Source organism: Helcococcus sp. SA-HE-C1, assembly GCF_985670335.1.
In genome coordinates, this window is the sequence record NZ_OZ484652.1 from 39,830 (window position 1) to 57,390 (window position 17,561).

General features: G+C 29.5%; 20 protein-coding genes and 1 pseudogene. 19 read left to right on the plus strand and 2 right to left on the minus strand.

The annotated features are described in order from the left end of the window. Positions 1 to 31: 31 nt before the first annotated feature. From galE to tnpA, 13 genes are all read left to right on the plus strand, one after another. Positions 32 to 1,048, plus strand: a complete 1,017-nt coding sequence (galE, locus tag AC4KN9_RS00155; RefSeq protein WP_491016673.1) for a UDP-glucose 4-epimerase GalE — start codon at positions 32 to 34, stop codon at positions 1,046 to 1,048. Positions 1,049 to 1,125: 77 nt separating this feature from the next. Beyond that, positions 1,126 to 2,274: an LCP family protein gene (locus AC4KN9_RS00160; RefSeq protein ID WP_491016674.1), complete on the plus strand. Its 1,149-nt coding sequence runs from the start codon at positions 1,126 to 1,128 to the stop codon at positions 2,272 to 2,274. Between the two features lie 45 nt (positions 2,275 to 2,319). Next, on the plus strand, positions 2,320 to 2,592 hold the full coding sequence (locus AC4KN9_RS00165; protein WP_491016675.1) for a hypothetical protein: 273 nt from the start codon (positions 2,320 to 2,322) through the stop codon (positions 2,590 to 2,592). Positions 2,593 to 2,695: 103 nt separating this feature from the next. Then, on the plus strand, positions 2,696 to 3,730 hold the full coding sequence (locus AC4KN9_RS00170) for an L-threonylcarbamoyladenylate synthase (protein WP_491016676.1): 1,035 nt from the start codon (positions 2,696 to 2,698) through the stop codon (positions 3,728 to 3,730). Beyond that, positions 3,730 to 4,161 carry a ribose 5-phosphate isomerase B gene (rpiB, locus tag AC4KN9_RS00175; RefSeq protein WP_491016677.1) on the plus strand — a complete coding sequence of 144 codons (432 nt, stop codon included), beginning with the start codon at positions 3,730 to 3,732 and terminating at the stop codon, positions 4,159 to 4,161. Before AC4KN9_RS00170 ends, rpiB begins: the two co-directional genes overlap by 1 nt. 9 nt (positions 4,162 to 4,170) lie before the next feature. Beyond that, a complete protein-coding gene (gene upp / locus AC4KN9_RS00180) occupies positions 4,171 to 4,800 on the plus strand; it encodes a uracil phosphoribosyltransferase (RefSeq protein WP_491016678.1) in 630 nt (209 codons plus the stop codon). A gap of 52 nt (positions 4,801 to 4,852) precedes the next feature. After that, entirely contained in the window at positions 4,853 to 5,617 is a 765-nt protein-coding gene (locus tag AC4KN9_RS00185) for an NADPH-dependent oxidoreductase (protein WP_491016679.1), read from the plus strand. A 19-nt stretch (positions 5,618 to 5,636) separates the two neighbouring features. Next, the gene (gene nagA / locus AC4KN9_RS00190) at positions 5,637 to 6,776 is read left to right on the plus strand and encodes an N-acetylglucosamine-6-phosphate deacetylase (RefSeq protein ID WP_491016680.1); all 1,140 of its coding nucleotides are present in this window, start codon (positions 5,637 to 5,639) and stop codon (positions 6,774 to 6,776) included. 259 nt (positions 6,777 to 7,035) lie between these two features. Continuing rightward, complete coding sequence (locus tag AC4KN9_RS00195) at positions 7,036 to 8,190, plus strand: SIS domain-containing protein (protein ID WP_491016681.1); 1,155 nt, start codon at positions 7,036 to 7,038, stop codon at positions 8,188 to 8,190. Between the two features lie 17 nt (positions 8,191 to 8,207). After that, positions 8,208 to 9,185: a tagatose 1,6-diphosphate aldolase gene (locus tag AC4KN9_RS00200; protein ID WP_491016682.1), complete on the plus strand. Its 978-nt coding sequence runs from the start codon at positions 8,208 to 8,210 to the stop codon at positions 9,183 to 9,185. A 107-nt stretch (positions 9,186 to 9,292) separates the two neighbouring features. Beyond that, complete coding sequence (locus AC4KN9_RS00205; RefSeq protein WP_491016683.1) at positions 9,293 to 9,895, plus strand: iron-containing alcohol dehydrogenase; 603 nt, start codon at positions 9,293 to 9,295, stop codon at positions 9,893 to 9,895. A 23-nt stretch (positions 9,896 to 9,918) separates the two neighbouring features. Next, complete coding sequence (locus AC4KN9_RS00210; RefSeq protein ID WP_491016684.1) at positions 9,919 to 10,377, plus strand: dehydroquinate synthase/iron-containing alcohol dehydrogenase family protein; 459 nt, start codon at positions 9,919 to 9,921, stop codon at positions 10,375 to 10,377. Between the two features lie 225 nt (positions 10,378 to 10,602). Continuing rightward, on the plus strand, positions 10,603 to 11,064 hold the full coding sequence (tnpA, locus tag AC4KN9_RS00215; RefSeq protein ID WP_491016685.1) for an IS200/IS605 family transposase: 462 nt from the start codon (positions 10,603 to 10,605) through the stop codon (positions 11,062 to 11,064). 267 nt (positions 11,065 to 11,331) lie between these two features. Here tnpA and AC4KN9_RS00220 read toward each other — a convergent pair whose 3' ends face one another. Next, positions 11,332 to 14,199 carry an insulinase family protein gene (locus tag AC4KN9_RS00220; protein WP_491016686.1) on the minus strand — a complete coding sequence of 956 codons (2,868 nt, stop codon included), beginning with the start codon at positions 14,197 to 14,199 and terminating at the stop codon, positions 11,332 to 11,334. A gap of 158 nt (positions 14,200 to 14,357) precedes the next feature. Here AC4KN9_RS00220 and AC4KN9_RS00225 point away from each other — a divergent pair, with 158 nt between their 5' ends. The 6 genes and pseudogenes from AC4KN9_RS00225 to AC4KN9_RS00250 all read left to right on the plus strand — a co-directional run. Next, complete coding sequence (locus AC4KN9_RS00225) at positions 14,358 to 15,191, plus strand: hydrolase (RefSeq protein ID WP_491016687.1); 834 nt, start codon at positions 14,358 to 14,360, stop codon at positions 15,189 to 15,191. Between the two features lie 107 nt (positions 15,192 to 15,298). Further along, a complete protein-coding gene (rpsF, locus tag AC4KN9_RS00230) occupies positions 15,299 to 15,583 on the plus strand; it encodes a 30S ribosomal protein S6 (RefSeq protein ID WP_491016688.1) in 285 nt (94 codons plus the stop codon). Positions 15,584 to 15,614: 31 nt separating this feature from the next. Next, a complete protein-coding gene (locus AC4KN9_RS00235; protein WP_491016689.1) occupies positions 15,615 to 16,088 on the plus strand; it encodes a single-stranded DNA-binding protein in 474 nt (157 codons plus the stop codon). A gap of 17 nt (positions 16,089 to 16,105) precedes the next feature. Beyond that, on the plus strand, positions 16,106 to 16,330 hold the full coding sequence (gene rpsR / locus AC4KN9_RS00240) for a 30S ribosomal protein S18 (protein WP_491016690.1): 225 nt from the start codon (positions 16,106 to 16,108) through the stop codon (positions 16,328 to 16,330). A 72-nt stretch (positions 16,331 to 16,402) separates the two neighbouring features. After that, the gene (locus AC4KN9_RS00245; RefSeq protein WP_491016691.1) at positions 16,403 to 16,576 is read left to right on the plus strand and encodes a helix-turn-helix domain-containing protein; all 174 of its coding nucleotides are present in this window, start codon (positions 16,403 to 16,405) and stop codon (positions 16,574 to 16,576) included. Next, a pseudogene (locus AC4KN9_RS00250) lies at positions 16,533 to 16,820 on the plus strand (transposase); the annotation flags it as partial. The gene AC4KN9_RS00245 and the pseudogene AC4KN9_RS00250, both read left to right, overlap by 44 nt. Before the next feature lie 145 nt (positions 16,821 to 16,965). Here AC4KN9_RS00250 and AC4KN9_RS00255 read toward each other — a convergent pair. Beyond that, a complete protein-coding gene (locus AC4KN9_RS00255) occupies positions 16,966 to 17,511 on the minus strand; it encodes a GNAT family N-acetyltransferase (protein WP_491016692.1) in 546 nt (181 codons plus the stop codon). Positions 17,512 to 17,561: the final 50 nt, after the last annotated feature.

The window sequence follows — 17,561 nt, forward strand, 5'->3', positions numbered from 1 at the left end:
GTTGTAAATAGAATAAAACTTGGAGGGTTAAATGAGTATATTATTGACAGGTGGTGCAGGATACATTGGTTCACATATAGCTATAGAATTATTAAATGAAGATTATGAAGTTGTAATTTTAGATAATCTTTCAAACTCTTCTGTAGTGGCAGTTGAAAGAATTAAACAAATTACAGGAAAAAATCTTAGATTTTATAAAGGTGATATTAGAAATGAGTCTGATTTAATCGAAGTATTTGAGAACGAAAAAATTGAATCAGTAATACATTTAGCTGGACTAAAAGCTGTAGGGGAATCAGTATCAAAACCTTTAAAATACTATGATAATAATATTGGTGGTACTGTGACATTATGTAAAATGATGAAAAAATACGATGTAAAAAATATTATATTTAGCTCGTCAGCAACTGTGTATGGGGTTCCGAAAGAGATCCCGATTACAGAAGAAACTGAAAAAGGAAGATGTACAAATCCATATGGTTGGACTAAGTGGATGATAGAAGAAATATTAGTTGATTTATATAATTCAGACAATGAATGGAATGTTGTTACATTGAGATATTTTAATCCTGTAGGAGCTCATGAATCTGGACTAATTGGTGAGGATCCAAAGGGTATACCTAATAATTTAACACCATATATAACTCAAGTAGCGGTAGGTAAATTAGAAAAATTAAAAGTTTTTGGAAATGATTATGAAACTAAAGATGGTACAGGTGTAAGAGATTATATTCATGTTGTAGATTTAGCAAAAGGGCATGTAAAAGCATTAGATATAATTAATAAAAACAACGGCGTGTCAATCTATAATTTAGGTACTGGAAATGGATATTCTGTTCTTGATGTAGTCCACGCATTTGAGAAAGCTACAGGAAAAGAAATACCATATGAAATTCATGATAGAAGAGTTGGGGACGTTGCTGTAAGCTATTGCAAAGCAACAAAGGCTAAAGAAGAAATGGATTGGGAAGCGAAAAAAAATATTGAAGAAATGTGTGAGGATGCTTGGAGATGGCAAAAAAGCAACCCAAATGGATTAGGGGAATAATTAACACATTAAAATAATAATATAGTATAACATGTTCAATATTGAAGTAAAGTAATATGTAAAATAAAGAGGTAAGTGTGAAAAAAAATAAATCCAATATAATAAAAGCAATATTCTTTTTAACTTTAGTTTGTTTTGGAGGATTTATATATACAATTTTTAAGAATGATATTTTACCATTCAATCATAGAATTATTCTATTTTTAATAGTAATATTGTTAGGTTTAATCGGATGGCTCATTTATAGAAATGACAATAAAATTATAAATATTTTTATTACAATATTATTAATTTTAATGTCTACCAGTTTTGTTATTTCAATTTCTTATATTAACAAAGGTATTAATACTATAAAAAATCTAAATGAAAAACATGGAAAAGAATATTTAGAGTATTCAATTATAGTTCACAAAAATTCTAATGTTAATTCTATAGAAGATTTAAGAGGTAAAGAAATAACAGCAGCTCTAAGTAGAGATGAAGATAACATTAAATACTTGCAATCAAACATTAAAGAGTTAGAAAATCTTAAATTTGTAGATGGATTTGATTATATAACCATGATGAAAAATCTTCTTGAAAATAAGATAGAGATAATATTATTTGATGAAACATATAGGTCTATAGTTGAAGATAAAATCCCTAATTTTTCAAATTATACAAAAATAATAGGAAAATATAATGTGGAAAGAAATGAAAAAACTGAAACTGAAACTGAAAAAGAAACAATAAAAGAAAGTGTTGAAGAGACACAAAAAGAGCTAAAAGATAAAGATAGTTTTAATATGTACATAAGTGGAATAGATACTTATGGAGGAATATCTTCTAAAGGAAGATCGGATGTTAATTTAATAGTTTCTGTAAATCCTAAAAATAAGAAAATATTGATTACAACTATTCCTCGAGATACCTATTTACCTATAGCAGGAGGAGGAAAGTATCAAAAAGACAAACTTACTCATTCTGGTATATATGGAATAAGTTCCTCAATCAAAACTCTTGAAAAATTCTTAAATATTAAAATTGATTACTATGCTAGAGTTAACTTTTCATCACTTATAAAAGTTGTAGATGCTTTAGGTGGAGTTGAAGTAAACAGCCCACAAGAATTTACAACTGTAATTGGAAATCACCGTATAAAAAAGGGTGTAAATCATTTAAATGGAGAAGAGGCATTAGGATTTGCTAGGGAAAGAAAAGCATTAAACGATGGAGATTTTGATTGAGGCAGAAATCATACGAGAATCGTAGAATCAATAATTAACAAGGCTATGAAGCCAAGCATATTATTAAAATATCATTCTGTTTTAGACACAATATTAGAATTCTCTCAAACAAACTTTCCATATAAAAAAATTATAGAATTAATAAACTATCAAATTTCAAATGGAGCAAGTTGGGATATCAGAAAACAAGATATTACTGGATTTGGTACTACTAACTTACCTTCATATGCGATGCCAGGATGGAAACTATATATGTTAGTACCAAATAAAGACAGTTTAAATAAAGCTATAAAGGAAATAAAATTAAATAATCAATAAAAAAGGGGAGGATGAATTAATTTCATTTCTCCTCTTTTTAGAGAATATAAGTTAAAAACTTAAAAAAATAATAAATTAATGGTAAAATGATTGAGAGGTGAAGATGATTAAGACGAAGGTTATAGAAGTTAAAGAAGATTTTAATAATATAAAAAAACTTAATGAAGCAGCCAATATAATTAAACGTGACGGTTTAGTTGCAATACCTACTGAAACTGTATATGGACTTGCAGCTAATGGGCTAAGTAAAAAAGCAATTGCAAAAATTTTTAAGGCTAAAAATAGACCAAATGATAATCCTATAATACTTCATATATCAAGATTAGAAGAAATCTACGCTTTATCAAAAAATATTTCTTCTAAAGACGCAGAAATATTAAGAGAGATATGGCCGGGTCCTTTAACTGTCATTCTACATAAAAGTGAATTAATTCCGGACGAAATAACAGCGGGACTTGAATCTGTAGCGATTAGAATACCTAACAATGAGTTGACAAGAATGTTTATAAGTCTTTGTGGAGTGCCGTTAGCGGCTCCTAGTGCTAATCTTTCTACAAGACCTTCACCTACTAATGCGAAATCTGTACTTGAAGATATGGATGGGAAAATAGATGCAGTTATTGATGGAGGACAATCCAATATAGGAATTGAATCTACAGTTCTTGACTTGACCTCTGATATACCCAAAATTTTAAGACCAGGATTTTATACTAAAGAAATGCTTGAAAAATATTGGGAAAAAGTTGAATATAATCCATCAATAAATAATGAAAAAAAATCTCCAAAGTCACCTGGACAAAAATATAAACATTATGCACCAGATACAGAAGTTTTAGTTTTAATAGGTGAAGATGAAGATGTATACAATGAGATAGAAAAACTTTTGAGAGAGAACGAAAAAATAGGATTGATGTTATTTGAAACGGATAAAGGACGTTTTAAGGAAGAAAATATTATTTATATGGGTTCAAAAAAAGAATTATTAGAAATGGGAAGAAATCTATTTGATTCTTTAAGAAAATTAGATAAAAAAAATTTAGATAAGATAGTTGTAAGGGGAGTAGAGGAAGAAGGATATGGTCTAAGTATAATGAATAGATTAAAAAAATCTTCTTCGAATAATATAAGGAGGTTATAATGAAGGTGGCGTTAGCATCAGATCATGCGGGATACAATCTAAAGGAAACGATTAAATCATATTTAACAGAGAAAAAATATGAAGTCATAGATTTAGGTCCATATAGCAGCGATTCAGTGGATTATCCAGATTTTGCAAAAAAATTGACTAATGAAGTTTTAACAAAAAAAGCTGAATTTGGAATTGGTATATGTGGAACGGGAATTGGCATAAGTATATCTTGTAACCGTGTTAAAGGTATTAGAGCAGCATTATGTTCAGAACCTGTTAGTGCAGAATTAACGAGAAAGCATAACAATGCTAATATCCTAAATCTAGGTGCTAGAATTGTTGGTGATGAATTGGCAAAAGGAATAGTAGAGGTATTCTTAAATACAGAGTTTGAGGGCGGTAGGCACCAAAGGAGAATTGACAAAATTGAGTCTATGTAGGAGGATAAAATGAACAAAGTTACAGTTATTGAACACCCATTAATGAAGCATAAAGTGAGTATAATAAGAGATGTTAATACAGGTACAAATGAATTTAGAAAAATTGTGACAGAAATTTCTCAGCTAATGTGTTATGAAGTTTGTAGAGATTTAGAATTAGAAGAATTTGAATTACAAACACCTCTTGAAACTACAACAGGATACAGATTATCTGGTAAAAAATTAGGATTGGTACCTATTTTGAGAGCTGGACTTGGTATGGTTGATGGAATGTTGAGTTTAATACCAACAGCTAAAGTGGGACATATAGGTATGTATAGAGATCACGACACATTAAAACCGGTACCTTATTATTCAAAACTACCAGCAGATGTACAAGAAAGAGATATTTTTGTATTAGATCCTATGTTAGCGACTGGTGGTTCAGCGATAGATGCAATAGATGAGCTGAAAAAACAAGGTTGTAAAAATATAAGATTGCTCAATATTGTAGCAGCTCCCGAAGGTATTAGAGCAGTTCAAGAAGTTCACCCAGATGTCGATATTTATGTAGTAGCTTTAGATAGAGGGTTAAATGAAGATGCATATATTTTACCAGGATTGGGTGATGCTGGAGATAGATTATTTGGCACAAAGTAATATTTTAATACTATAACTACTTAATAAAAGCAAACAAAATAGGGGGTGTAAAATGGAATATAATGAGACAATAGCTCAAATTCTGAATCATACATCAATTAGAAAATGGCAAAAAAAAGATATTGAAGAAAATATCTTAAATAAACTTTATGATGTAGCTATGAGGACAGCGACATCAAATGGAATGCAACAGGCGTCTATAATAAGAGTTGTGGATAAAGAAAAAAGATTAAAAATTGCAGAAATTTGTACACAAAAATATATAAATGAAGCTCCAGAATTTTGGATTTTTATAGCGGATCAGTATCGAAATTATCAAATTATAGAAGAATCAAAAACGGAAAAAAATCATGCAAATGATGCCGATAGATTTATTGCTGCTGTTACGGATGCTTCTTTGATGGCTCAAAATACAGTTAATGCAGCTGAATCTTTAGGCTTAGGGACAGTTTTCTTTGGTTCTATACTAAATGATACAAAAAAAGTAATAGAAATATTAGAATTACCAAAATACACGTTACCGATTGTTGGATTAGGAATTGGATACCCTGATCAAAAGCCAGAGTTAAAACCTAGAATGAATAAGAAGTTTAGAATTTTTACCGATAAATACGAAAATTTTGAAAATTATAATTCAGCACTTTCAGAACATGATAAAGAAATGATTACATATTATGATTTAAGAAATCCAAATAGACCATTAAATAAATTTACAGAACAAGTAGTGGATAAATTTTCTCAACAAATACTTGAAAGAAAGAATATTATTAATGTTGCTTTAGAACAAGGATTTAAATTTGATTTAAGAGATAATTAAAAAAGAAAGTGAGAATGTGATGAAGAAATATTTTAAGGCGGCTAAGATTTTCACAAATACAAATGTAATGACAGATACTTTTTTAGTTGTAGAAAATGGTAAAGTCGTAGATTTTGTAAAAGAATACGATGGGGAATATGAAGATTTATCGGATAAATATATTGCTCCGGGTCTTGTAGATACTCATGTCCATGGATACAAAAATGTAGATGTAAATGATGCTGTTAAAGGAACATTAAATATAATGTCAGAAGGATTGCTAGAAATGGGAGTTACATCATTTTTACCCACAACATTGACATCATCTGTTGAAACATTAAATACGGCTTGTGAATATGTTAGAAATGAATATAAAGAATGTACGGGTGCTAAAGTTAAAGGTATATTTTTAGAAGGACCATTTTTTACTGAAACATATAAAGGTGCACAAAATCCAGCATATATGTCTGATCCTTCAATCGAAATGTTAAGAAAATGGAATGAATTGTCAGGTGGACTAGTAAAGAAAATAGCTATTGCTCCAGAGAGAGAAGGAGTAGTAGAATTTATAAAACAGGCTAAAGAAATGGGTGTATATGTAGCTTTAGCACATTCTAATGCAACATATGATCAAGCTATTTCAGCAGTCAATGCAGGGGCGAATATTTTTATCCATTTATACAATGGTATGAGAGGCTTACATCATAGAGAACCAGGAATGGTTGGAGCAGCACTTTCATCAGATGCATATGCAGAATTGATTGCAGATGGATATCATGTTCATCCTGCAGCTGCAAGTGTAGCTATAAAAGCAAAAGGGCATGATAAAGTACTATTAATCACAGATTGTATGAGAGCTGGTGGTATGCCTGATGGAGATTATACTCTTGGAGAGTTTCCGGTAGTGGTAAAAGAAGGTACAGCAAGATTAGAATCTGGTAGTTTAGCAGGATCAATTTTAGATCTAAAACAAGGTGTTAAAAACGTATTTGATTGGGATATAGCTTCAGTAGCACAAGCTATAGAAATGGCAACTAAAGTACCTGCAGAATCAGTAGGTATAGATGAAGAAGCAGGATATTTAAGAGTAGGTAGAGATGCCGATTTTGTGGTGTTTGATGCTCAACTAAATCTTGAGAGAACATATCTTAATGGGGAGTTAAGATATCAAACAAAATAAAAATTAATTTAATATTTTTAAGAAATGGATTGTAAGAAGTGATAAACAAATACAATCCTTTTAAATTTATTTTTTTACAAAATGATATCGCAAAATAAAAAAATTTACTATTAATAATTATTGAAATGGATTTCATGATTAATCCTTAAATAATAAAATACTATAAAAAATAACAAAATATAATACAATTCTCATATATGAATATTACTGAACGATATGATATAATCAAGGGAGGATTACCAATAAAAAAGGAGGGAAAATGTTTAAGTTAAAAAATCAAACTGTAAGTGAAGATGGATATAAGCATACTATTAGCGAGATACTTCATCAACCACAAATGTGGGAAAAAGTATTCAACAACTATAAAGAACAGAAAGATGAAATCGATAAATTTCTAAAAAAGATAATTAAAAAATCACAAGAAAAGGTAAGAGTTATATTTACTGGTGCAGGAACATCAGAATATGTTGGTAATGTTGTAGTAGAATATTTAAAGAAAAACACAAATTTCGAATTTGAATCAATTGCCACAACGGATATTGTTTCATCACCAGACTTATATCTTGATAGAAAAAGACCTACACTATTAGTTTCATTTGCAAGAAGTGGAAATTCACCAGAGAGTATTGCCGCAGTAGATTTATTGGACCAAATTGTAGAAAATCAATACCACTTAGCGATTACATGTGCGGAAGATGGAAAACTTGCAACAGGTCTAAGAAATAAAGATAACGCATATGTTTTATTAATGCCAGAGGGTTCAAATGATAAAAGTTTTGCGATGACAAGTTCATTTACAAGTATGTTATTATCTACACTTTTAGCATTTGATACAATTTCTGAAGAAGATAAAGAAAGACATTTGAAATATATTATAGATGCAGCACAATCAATTATTGAAAGAGAAGAAGAAGTAGTTGACTTAGTTGAATTTGAATTTAATAGAATTGTGTATTTAGGATTTGGCACCCATTATAATTTAACCAATGAAGCTAGATTAAAAATTTTAGAATTAACAGCAGGAGAAGTAGTTACATGCAATGAGTCAAGTATGGGATTTAGGCATGGCCCTAAATCATTTATAGATAAAAATACATTCATAGTTTCATTTGTTTCAAATAATCCATACACAAGAAAATATGATTTAGATATTTTAAGAGAAGTTGCTGCTGATAAGATAGCTAAAAAAGTTTTAGCGATTACTCCAATTAAACTTGATGAGGATTTTGAAGAGTTTGTAGTAGAAACATCATCAGAAGTGTTAGATGTTTACCTAACATTTCCGTTTATAATGTTTGCCCAATTAGTTTCTTTATTAACAGCGAATAGAGTTGGAAACAAGGCAGATACTCCATCAAAGACTGGTACAGTAAATAGAGTAGTAAAAGGTGTACAAATACACGAATATAAATAAAATAGAAAGGACATAAAATGAGGGTAAGTTCAGAAAAATATAGAAGCTTAGAGCAGATTTCAAATGATAAAGGAATAATAGCAGCTTTAGCCATTGATCAAAGAGGCTCAATGAGAAAAATGATTCCATCATTAGAAGGAGAAGAAAGAGATAATAAAATCAAAAAATTTAAGGCTGAAGTAGCTGAAGAATTGACAAAATATTCATCCTCTATACTATTAGATCCTATTTACGGTTTAGATGCTATTAAAAAAATTGATCCTAAAGCAGGTTTATTATTGGCGTATGAAATTACAGGATATAGAGATGAATTTAGACAACCTGAGTTATTAGAAGGATGGACAGCAGCTAAATTAAAAGAAGTAGGTGCGAATGCAGCAAAAATTTTATTATATTATGATGTAGATGATACTAAAGAAAATAATGATAAGAAGAAAGAATTTGTAAAAAAAATTGGTGAAGAGTGTGAAGAAGTAGGATTACCATATTTTTTAGAAATTATTGCATATGATAATAAAATTGAAGACCCAAAAGGAAAAGAATTTGCAAAAGTTAAACCTCGTAAAGTAAACGAAGCGGTTAAAGAATTTGTAAAACCTGAATATAAAGTTGATGTATTAAAATTAGAAGTTCCTGTAAATATGAATTATGTTGAAGGTTTTGGTGAGGATACAGTATATTCAAAAGAAGAAGCAATGGCATATTTCAAAGAACAATCAGATCTTTCAACATTACCGTTTATATTTTTAAGTGCTGGAGTAAGTGCACAGTTGTTCCAAGACACCTTAGAATTTGCTAAAGAATCAGGCTCAAAATTTAATGGTGTACTGTGTGGAAGAGCTACATGGAAGGGAGGAGTACCAGAATTTGTAGAAAACGAAGACAAAGGAATCAAGTGGTTAGAGACAGTTGGTAAAGAAAATATCATATCCTTAAATAAAGTTATTGAAAAGACTGCAGTATCATGGAAAGATAAAATAGAAGAAGATAAATAGTTGATAAAGCGTACCATAAAGAGAATTAAATCTAAAACAAAATGATTAGAATATTCTTAAAGTGGTATAAATATATATAAGTAAGTTAAAAAATAGGGAGGAATTTAATGACAAGAAATTTTCAATCACCGGCTAAATATGTACAAGGCCCAGGTTTACTAGCAGAACTAAAAGAATATTCATCAACTTTTGGAGAAGGTAAAGTTTACATTATTGCTTCAAAATTTGTTTTCAAGAAATATAAGGACAAAGTTTTAGAAAGCTATAATGAAGAAGAAGCAACCTTGGTAGAATTTGGTGGTGAATCTTCACACAAAGAGATTGATAAGCATGTTGAGGCTATAAAAGATGGTGATTATATTGCTGTAATCGGTGTAGGTGGTGGTAAGGCACTTGATACATCGAAAGCAGTTGGATATTACACAGAACTACCAGTTTTAATTGCACCAACAGTAGCATCATCAGATGCTCCATCATCAGCACTATCAGTTATATATACTGAAGAAGGACAATTTGAAGAGTATTTATTCTTAAGACAAAATCCATCAGTGGTAATTATGGATGAAGAAATTATAGTAAATGCACCAGTTAGATTATTTAAAGCTGGTATAGGGGATGCACTAGCAACATACTTTGAAGCTGATTCAACAAAAAATCAAACAGTCCTACACTTTATGGTGGTGGACAAACAAAAGCGGCATATGCATTAGCTAGACTTTGTTATGAAACTTTATTGGAAAATGCAGTATTAGCTGTTGCGGCTGTAGAAAATAAATGTATTACTCAGGCTGTAAGTGATGTAATTGAAGCAAATACGCTATTGTCAGGGCTTGGTTTTGAATCAGGTGGACTTGCTGGAGCACATGCTATTCACAATGGTATGACAGCAATTCACGAACTTCATGACTTATATCATGGTGAGAAAGTAACATTTGGTACTCTTACACAAATGGTCTTAGAAAATAGACCACTAGAAGAAATTTATGAAGTTTTAGACTTATGTAAAACCTTAGAAATGCCAACAAACTTTGAAGAATTAGGTATTCCAAATGTAACTAGAGAACAATTATTTGAAGTTGCTAAACTTGCTAATAAAGATGGTGATACAATGGGAAATACACCATTTAAAGTGACAGAAGAAGCGATTGTAGGAGCTATGTATACTCTAGATAAAATCTCAAGAGAATATTAAAAGAATAAAACACTCACAATATATAATGTATCAAATAAAATTTGTGTGAGAAGTAAAATAAAAAAGGACCTGTCGGTCCTTTTTTTTCATTGTGGGTTTACCACAATAAAACCCCCGGCTATGCCGGGGGAATCAATAGCTTTAGCTTCAAGAAAAAATCCTCCCGTGATAAAATTGATGTAGTCTGACAAACTGCACAATTAAATACGAGAGGAGACAATCCATATGGATAAAAATAGTTTATCACATACAAGCTGGAATTGTAAGTATCATATAGTATTTGCACCAAAATATAGAATACAAATAATATATGGAAGAATTAAAGAAGATATTGGAAAAATACTTAGAGATTTGCTGACGAGAAAAAATATAAATATAATAGAAGCAGAATTATGCCCTGACCATATTCATATGTTGATTGATATTCCACCTAAATATAGTGTTTCAGAAATCATGGGATACTTAAAAGGAAAGAGTAGTCTAATAATATTTGATAGACATGCACATTTAAAGTACAAGTATGGAAATAGAAATTTTTGGTGTAGAGGGTACTTTGTAGATACAGCAGGAAAAAATGCAAAGAAGATACAAGAATATATAAGAAGTCAGTTAAAAGAAGATTATACAGCTGATCAAATAAGTATAAAAGAATATATAAATCCGTTTTCTGGAAAGAAAATGAAATAAATATAAAGTAAACAAGGTGCTTTAGCACCAGTTGAGAAACTAGTGCAGTTAGCAGACTTTCAATGTGCACAAGGTGCACAGCAGGAAAAAGCCCCTTATAGGGGCAGTGCAAACCACCAGCTAAGCTGGTGGTTATGATTACTGAACAAAATCCTATAAAGAATATCATACTAAAATACTTATATTTAATAGGCTTAAATTTTTATAACGAGCTTTATAAAGTTACTACATTTAATTGTTCATAACAATAGTTATATGAAAATATTATTATAATTCAATTATTTCATCAAATAAATCCTCTTCAAGCTCTATAGATTCTTTGCTTCCTAATACAGCAATTGATGCATTTGAAAGGGTTTCTTTAATTGTATCAGAGTAGGATTTTAAGGTATTTAAATCAACTGAAAGAGCATTTTCAATTTTTTCTTCTAAAACTTCATAAGATTTTCCGGAAATATATAATCCTAAATCTCTTTTTGCCTTCTGTCTTTCGGTAAGAGGGCTATTTAAATTACCTACAGCACCAATAATGTATGGTAACAATTCATTTTCTGAAAGATTTAAATTTTTAAGGAATATTGGAATCTGTTTATATGTTTCTAATGTGTTTTTTATATTTGGATCACGATAGGAGTATGTTGCAAAACCGTTGCCATTTTCATATGTGGTCATACCTGCACCATAAGCTCCTGATTTTGCACGTATTTCGCTATATAAAAATTCTGTAGAAACCAAATTGTTTAGTACTACCATTTTACTATTATAATCCCCAGCCAATACATTTCCATAAGAAACATAATTTACATTTGCAGAAGTCTTAAATGCTTCTCTTTTTTGAGCGGGTATAAATTTGAATCTACTACTTGGCAAATCCTTTAATTCAAAACTCATAGCTATTTTTTCTATTGAAGTTTTTAATTCTTTTTTATTTGTAAAATCAAATGCAACGTCTATAATCAAGCTATTTTTATTAAATACTTTTTTGTGAATTTTTTTTAGCTTCGTAAGTATTGTAGATAGTTCTATATCTTTTAGTGATTTTGTAAATAGATAAAAATCAAGGCCTTTTATATATTCTCCATACTTATTAGATTCAAGAATATTTGAAAGAAATATCTGCATCATTATTGCGTGAGCTTTTTGATACATACTAAATTCGAAATCAGCATTAATTAATGAGATTAACTCTTTTAATCTTGACTCATTTTCAAAAAGTGTGTCATTAATAACTTCAAGTATAGTTTTTGTTGCATTTTTAATATTTTCACTAAAGACTTTTGTTGAAACCACCAATTTTCTAGTTATTTCTTTAGTTGTATAATTTTGATATTGAGAAATATCGAAATTAATTCCACCAGTATTTAGATAAATATTTTTATTTAAATCAGAATAATTAAAGTTTTTAGTGTCAAACATTCCTAATGCATAAGTTAAAAGAGAAAGATATAGTATATCTTCTTTTTCTGAAATATGGTTAATATCAAATACTAATCTTAAATAGTCTATACCAGCAGTGGGAAGATTATGTTTAATAAGTGTGTAGTCATCATGTGTCTCTATTTGTCTATCAATTCTCTCTATATTTGCATCTACATCAGATTTTGAAAGCATAGGAATTGTAGCTTTTTCTTCAGGTGTATTTTCTCTATTTTGGAATTCTTCCATTTCAATTCTTTTTTTATTTAATTCTTCTTTTTCACATTCATTTAGGGAGTTTAATCTTTTTTGAAGTTTTTCTTTAACTTTTTTATCTTTTTCTTTATTAAGATTTTTCTTTGTCCTATGAGTTATTATAATTTTATGTTTATTCTCTAGAATGTTTTCCTTGATAAACTTTTCAAAAATACCATTTGAAAGATTTTTTTCAATGTGGTCAATATCATTAAGGATATCAATACCTTCAATCGGTGATTTATCGTAAAGCCATGAATCAAAAGCATTAATAAAATAAACTACACCTTTAGTAGCATTATTTCCTTTCTCTCTGATATCAAATTTATAGCTATTTAGTTCGGTTTGAATTAAGTCTTTATCTATCCCATTTTCAACAATGTTTTCTAACTCGTTCTCTATTATTTCAATAAACTTTTCTTTATTTTTAGGATTTATATTTTTAGCTATGATTGAAAAAACGGCTTCTAAATTAGTTGAACCACCACTAATAATAACATCTAAAATATTTGAAGAAATTAGTTTTTGTCTTAATGTAGAACTTTCATTATTAATAAGTGCGGAATTAAGAATATTTGTAATTATCCTATTTTTAGAATTAGTTGCATCTCCTAAAATTACTGAGTAAGAAAGATAAGAATCGTCATCGGAAGCTTCTTTTGTTGTATTAATATAAACTTCCTTTTCTCTTATTTCATTAAAAAAAGGCTGATATTTTAATGAAGAATCAACTTTTCTAAATGTATATTTAGATAAATAATCTTCATGAATATATTGTAAATATGATTCGTGGTCCATGTTTCCATATAGGAAAATATAGGAGTTTGATGGGTGGTAAAAATTTTTATAATATTTGATGAAATCTTCATATTTTAATTCTGGAATTTTGTATGGATCACCGCCGGAGTTTAGCCCGTATATACTATCGGGGAAAAGACCCTCTAAAACCTGAGTATATACTTGACGTTCAAATCCTGACATAGCACCCTTCATCTCATTGTAAACAACACCTTTATAATCGAGATTATCGCCTTCCAAATTGTATCTCCAACCTTCTTGATTAAAAATTTTTTCGTCTTCTAATACTCTTGGATTAAAAACTGCGTCAAGGTAAACGTCAGTAAGGTTTTTGAAGTCTTGATCATTTCTTGAGGCAACAGGATAGATAGTTTTATCAGGAAAAGTCATAGCATTTAAAAATGTTGAAAGAGAGCCTTTAACCATATCCATGAAGGGTTCTCTAGTTTTATATTTTTTTGATCCATTTAATACACAGTGCTCTAAAATATGACATACACCAGTATCATCAGTAGGTGGCGTCCTAAAACCTATTCCAAATGTTTTATTTAAGTCATCATTTTTCATAACGAATATTCTTGCCTTAGTTATATTATGTTCATAAACTAATGCATTTGATTTTTCATTTTCTAAAAATTTTTGTTCGATTAATTTGTAATTTTGCATATTACCTCCAAATTTAATTTAATAACATTATACATTAAATTAATAAAAAACTAATAAAAAACTAATAAAAAATTAAATATTACTAGTAATTAATAATAATGATAGTAAAAAAAGTGTTAAAAATGGTATAATAAAAAAGAGATCAAAGGGGGAGAGTAATGAAGAAAAAGAGTAGTTTAATAGAGAGATTAAGTCAAAAAGGTAGGATTAGAACTATTCAATCAAGTCGTGATTGTGCTCATGTTGTTGCGGAATATGGTATTAATGATATTGCTATAATTCCTGGACATAAAGTGGCGTTGGCAAGAGAAATTAAAAAGCCACCTAAAATAAATCATAATCTTAGAAAAAGATTGATAGTTGTACCAGAAGTAATTTATGAAGCTAGTGGAATTAATATTTTAGAAAAGAAAATAAAATCTATAATATTTACTACAGATGTTGCGATAATAAAGAATTCAAATGCAGATGCAATAATGGCGGTATATCCATTTACTCCCCAGATATCAATTAATAATGCAATTCTAGACACGTCAATGGTTCCGGTATTTGTAGGAATAGGTGGAGCGATTACATCAGGAAAGAGATCATTAAACATTGGTCTACAAGCTGAGTTATATGGAGCATATGGTGTGGTGGTAAATTCACCTATGGAAGATGAAAGTATCACGCAAATAGCTAGTGAACTTGATATACCAGTTATAGCTACTATTGCATCTGAAAATACAGATTATAAAAGTAAGATAAAGGCTGGTGCACAGATATTAAATGTAACAGCTGGAAGTAAAACTGCAGATTTTGTTAAGAAAATCAGAGATGATATAGGATGTGATTTTCCTATAATCGCTACAGGAGGTACAAGTGAGGAGTCAATAAGAAAAACTATTGAAGCAGGAGCGAATGCTATAACATATAGCCCACCTTCAACAGCAGAGATTTTTGAAAACATAATGGAAGAATATAGAGAAAAAGAAAAAAACAAGGAAAAATAAAAATTAAGGAATACTTGAAATTATCTCGAGTTTTTGTTATACTTATTCGGTAAATCTCTACTCCGTGTTAGAAGCGGGGTTTTGAAATCCAAAGGGAGGTATAGAATATGAATAATTATGAAATGATAGTTATTTTGAATACAGGTTTAGAAAGCTCAGTAAAGGAAACCGTGCTAAATAGACTATATGATGTTATTAAAGAAAATGGCACATTAGGCGAGGTTGACGACTGGGGAACAAGAAAACTTGCATACGAAATTAACCATAAATCAGAAGGTAATTATGTTTTAATTAATTTTGAAGCAGATCCTTCTATCGTAAAAGAACTTGAAAGAAGAGCTCAAATTACAGACCAAATTATGAAATATTTAGTTGTAAATAAAGAGTCATAAGATTATCCTTAATAAAAAAGGAGATATATATATGAATACTGTAGTATTGATGGGTAGACTTACGAGAGAACCAGATTTAAGATATTTACAATCTGGTGGAAACACTGCAATTGCTAGATTTAGCCTTGCGGTAGATAAACAGTTATCAAGAGAAAAAAGACAGGAATTAGAATCAAAAGGTCAGCAAACAGCAGATTTCATTAATTGTGTTGCTTGGGGAAGACTTGGAGAAAATGTTGCTAAATATACTGGTAAAGGTTTAAGAGTTATTGTTGAAGGAAGAATTCAGACGGGTTCGTATGAAAAAGATGGAAGAACAGTTTATACAACAGATGTTGTAGCTTCAAATGTCGAGTTTATCGATTGGAAAGATGGAGGAAATTCATCAAAAATAAATAGCTCACAAGATTATTCTAGTAAAGAAAATAATTTTGAGCCTTCAGATCAAGATTTTGATTATGGAACAGATTTTAATCCAGCAGATGATTCTAGGATTCCTTTCTAATATTCAAGGAGGAATAAATGGATAGAAGATTTAGATCAAGAAAAAAAGTTTGTGCTTTTAAGAAAGATAAAAATAAAAAAATAGACTATAAAGATGTTAGTACTTTAAAACCTTTCATTTCTGAAAGGGGTAAAATTTTACCAAGAAGAGTTACAGGAACATGTGCTCATCATCAAAGAATAGTTGCAAAAAATATCAAGAGAGCAAGACAAATAGCATTATTACCATATCAAGTAAATTAATTAAAAAAACCTTAAATAAACTGACCCCAAAAAGTTGGACCTAAAAACAACTTTAAGGAGGTCAGTTCTTTTATGGCAAAATATAGTACAAAATTTAAGATAAAAGTGGTTAATTCATATCTAAATAACGAAGGAGGATATAGATCTTTAGCTAAGAAATATGGAATTAGTAATGAAATAATTGTAAGAAGATGGGTAAACACATTCAGATCAAGGATTGGCATATCAATTAAAACAATATACTAAAAAATTAGAAAATAACGGAATTTTACATAGTATGTCAAGAAAAGGAAATTGCTTAGATAATTCTCCTATGGGGAATTTTTTCAGAATATTAAAACGAGAAATTTACTATAGTAGAACATTTAAGTCGTTTAACGAGCTAAAAAAGACAATTGAAGAGTATATAAAATATTATAATGAAGATAGAATAAAAGAAAAACTTGGATATTTAAGTCCGGTTGAATATAGAAAATTAAATGCAGCTTAGCTGCGATTTCCCCTAGGAGAAATATTTAGGACAAAAAACCAGAGACAAATATTTCTAAATGTCTCTGGTATAAAGTCCAACTTTTTGGGGTCACCTTATTATGATGTTTTTGCACATTTGTATTTTATTTTCATTTTCTAAACATTTAATGTCTTAATTTTAAATATCTTTCCCTTGTAAGTCTAGTAAAATTATAATTAGTTATTTTATCCAATAAATTTATATTTTCATTCTTAAAAGTTTTGTAATAAACAAATCCTAATTTTTCTTGAGTTCTTTTAGACTTTTCATTTCCTGCAAAATAATTGGACCAGATTACATTCATACCTAAGTCTTCAAAGACTCGCTGAATTAATCTTTCTGCAGCTTCTGGGACAAATCCATTTCCCCAGTATTTTTCACCAATCCAAAATCCTATCTCACATTCGTCTTTTTTTCCCTTATCAAACATTTTACTCTTCATTTTAAGTTCTATTGAACCAATTGCTATATTATCTTCTTTTTTGCATATAGCATAGCATTCTGCTCCAGTAAGGATATTTTCGATAACAGATAGGCTTTCTTCAATACTTTTGTGAGGTGGAAATCCAGCCATTAGAGCTACATTTGGATTTTTTGCATTTTCATATAGGCTTTTGACGTCTGATTTTTCCCAGGGTCTTAAGATTAGTCTTTTGGTTTCTAGTATCATAGGTTTCCTCCTAAGGTATATTTATATTAAATAAAATTATATATTAATTT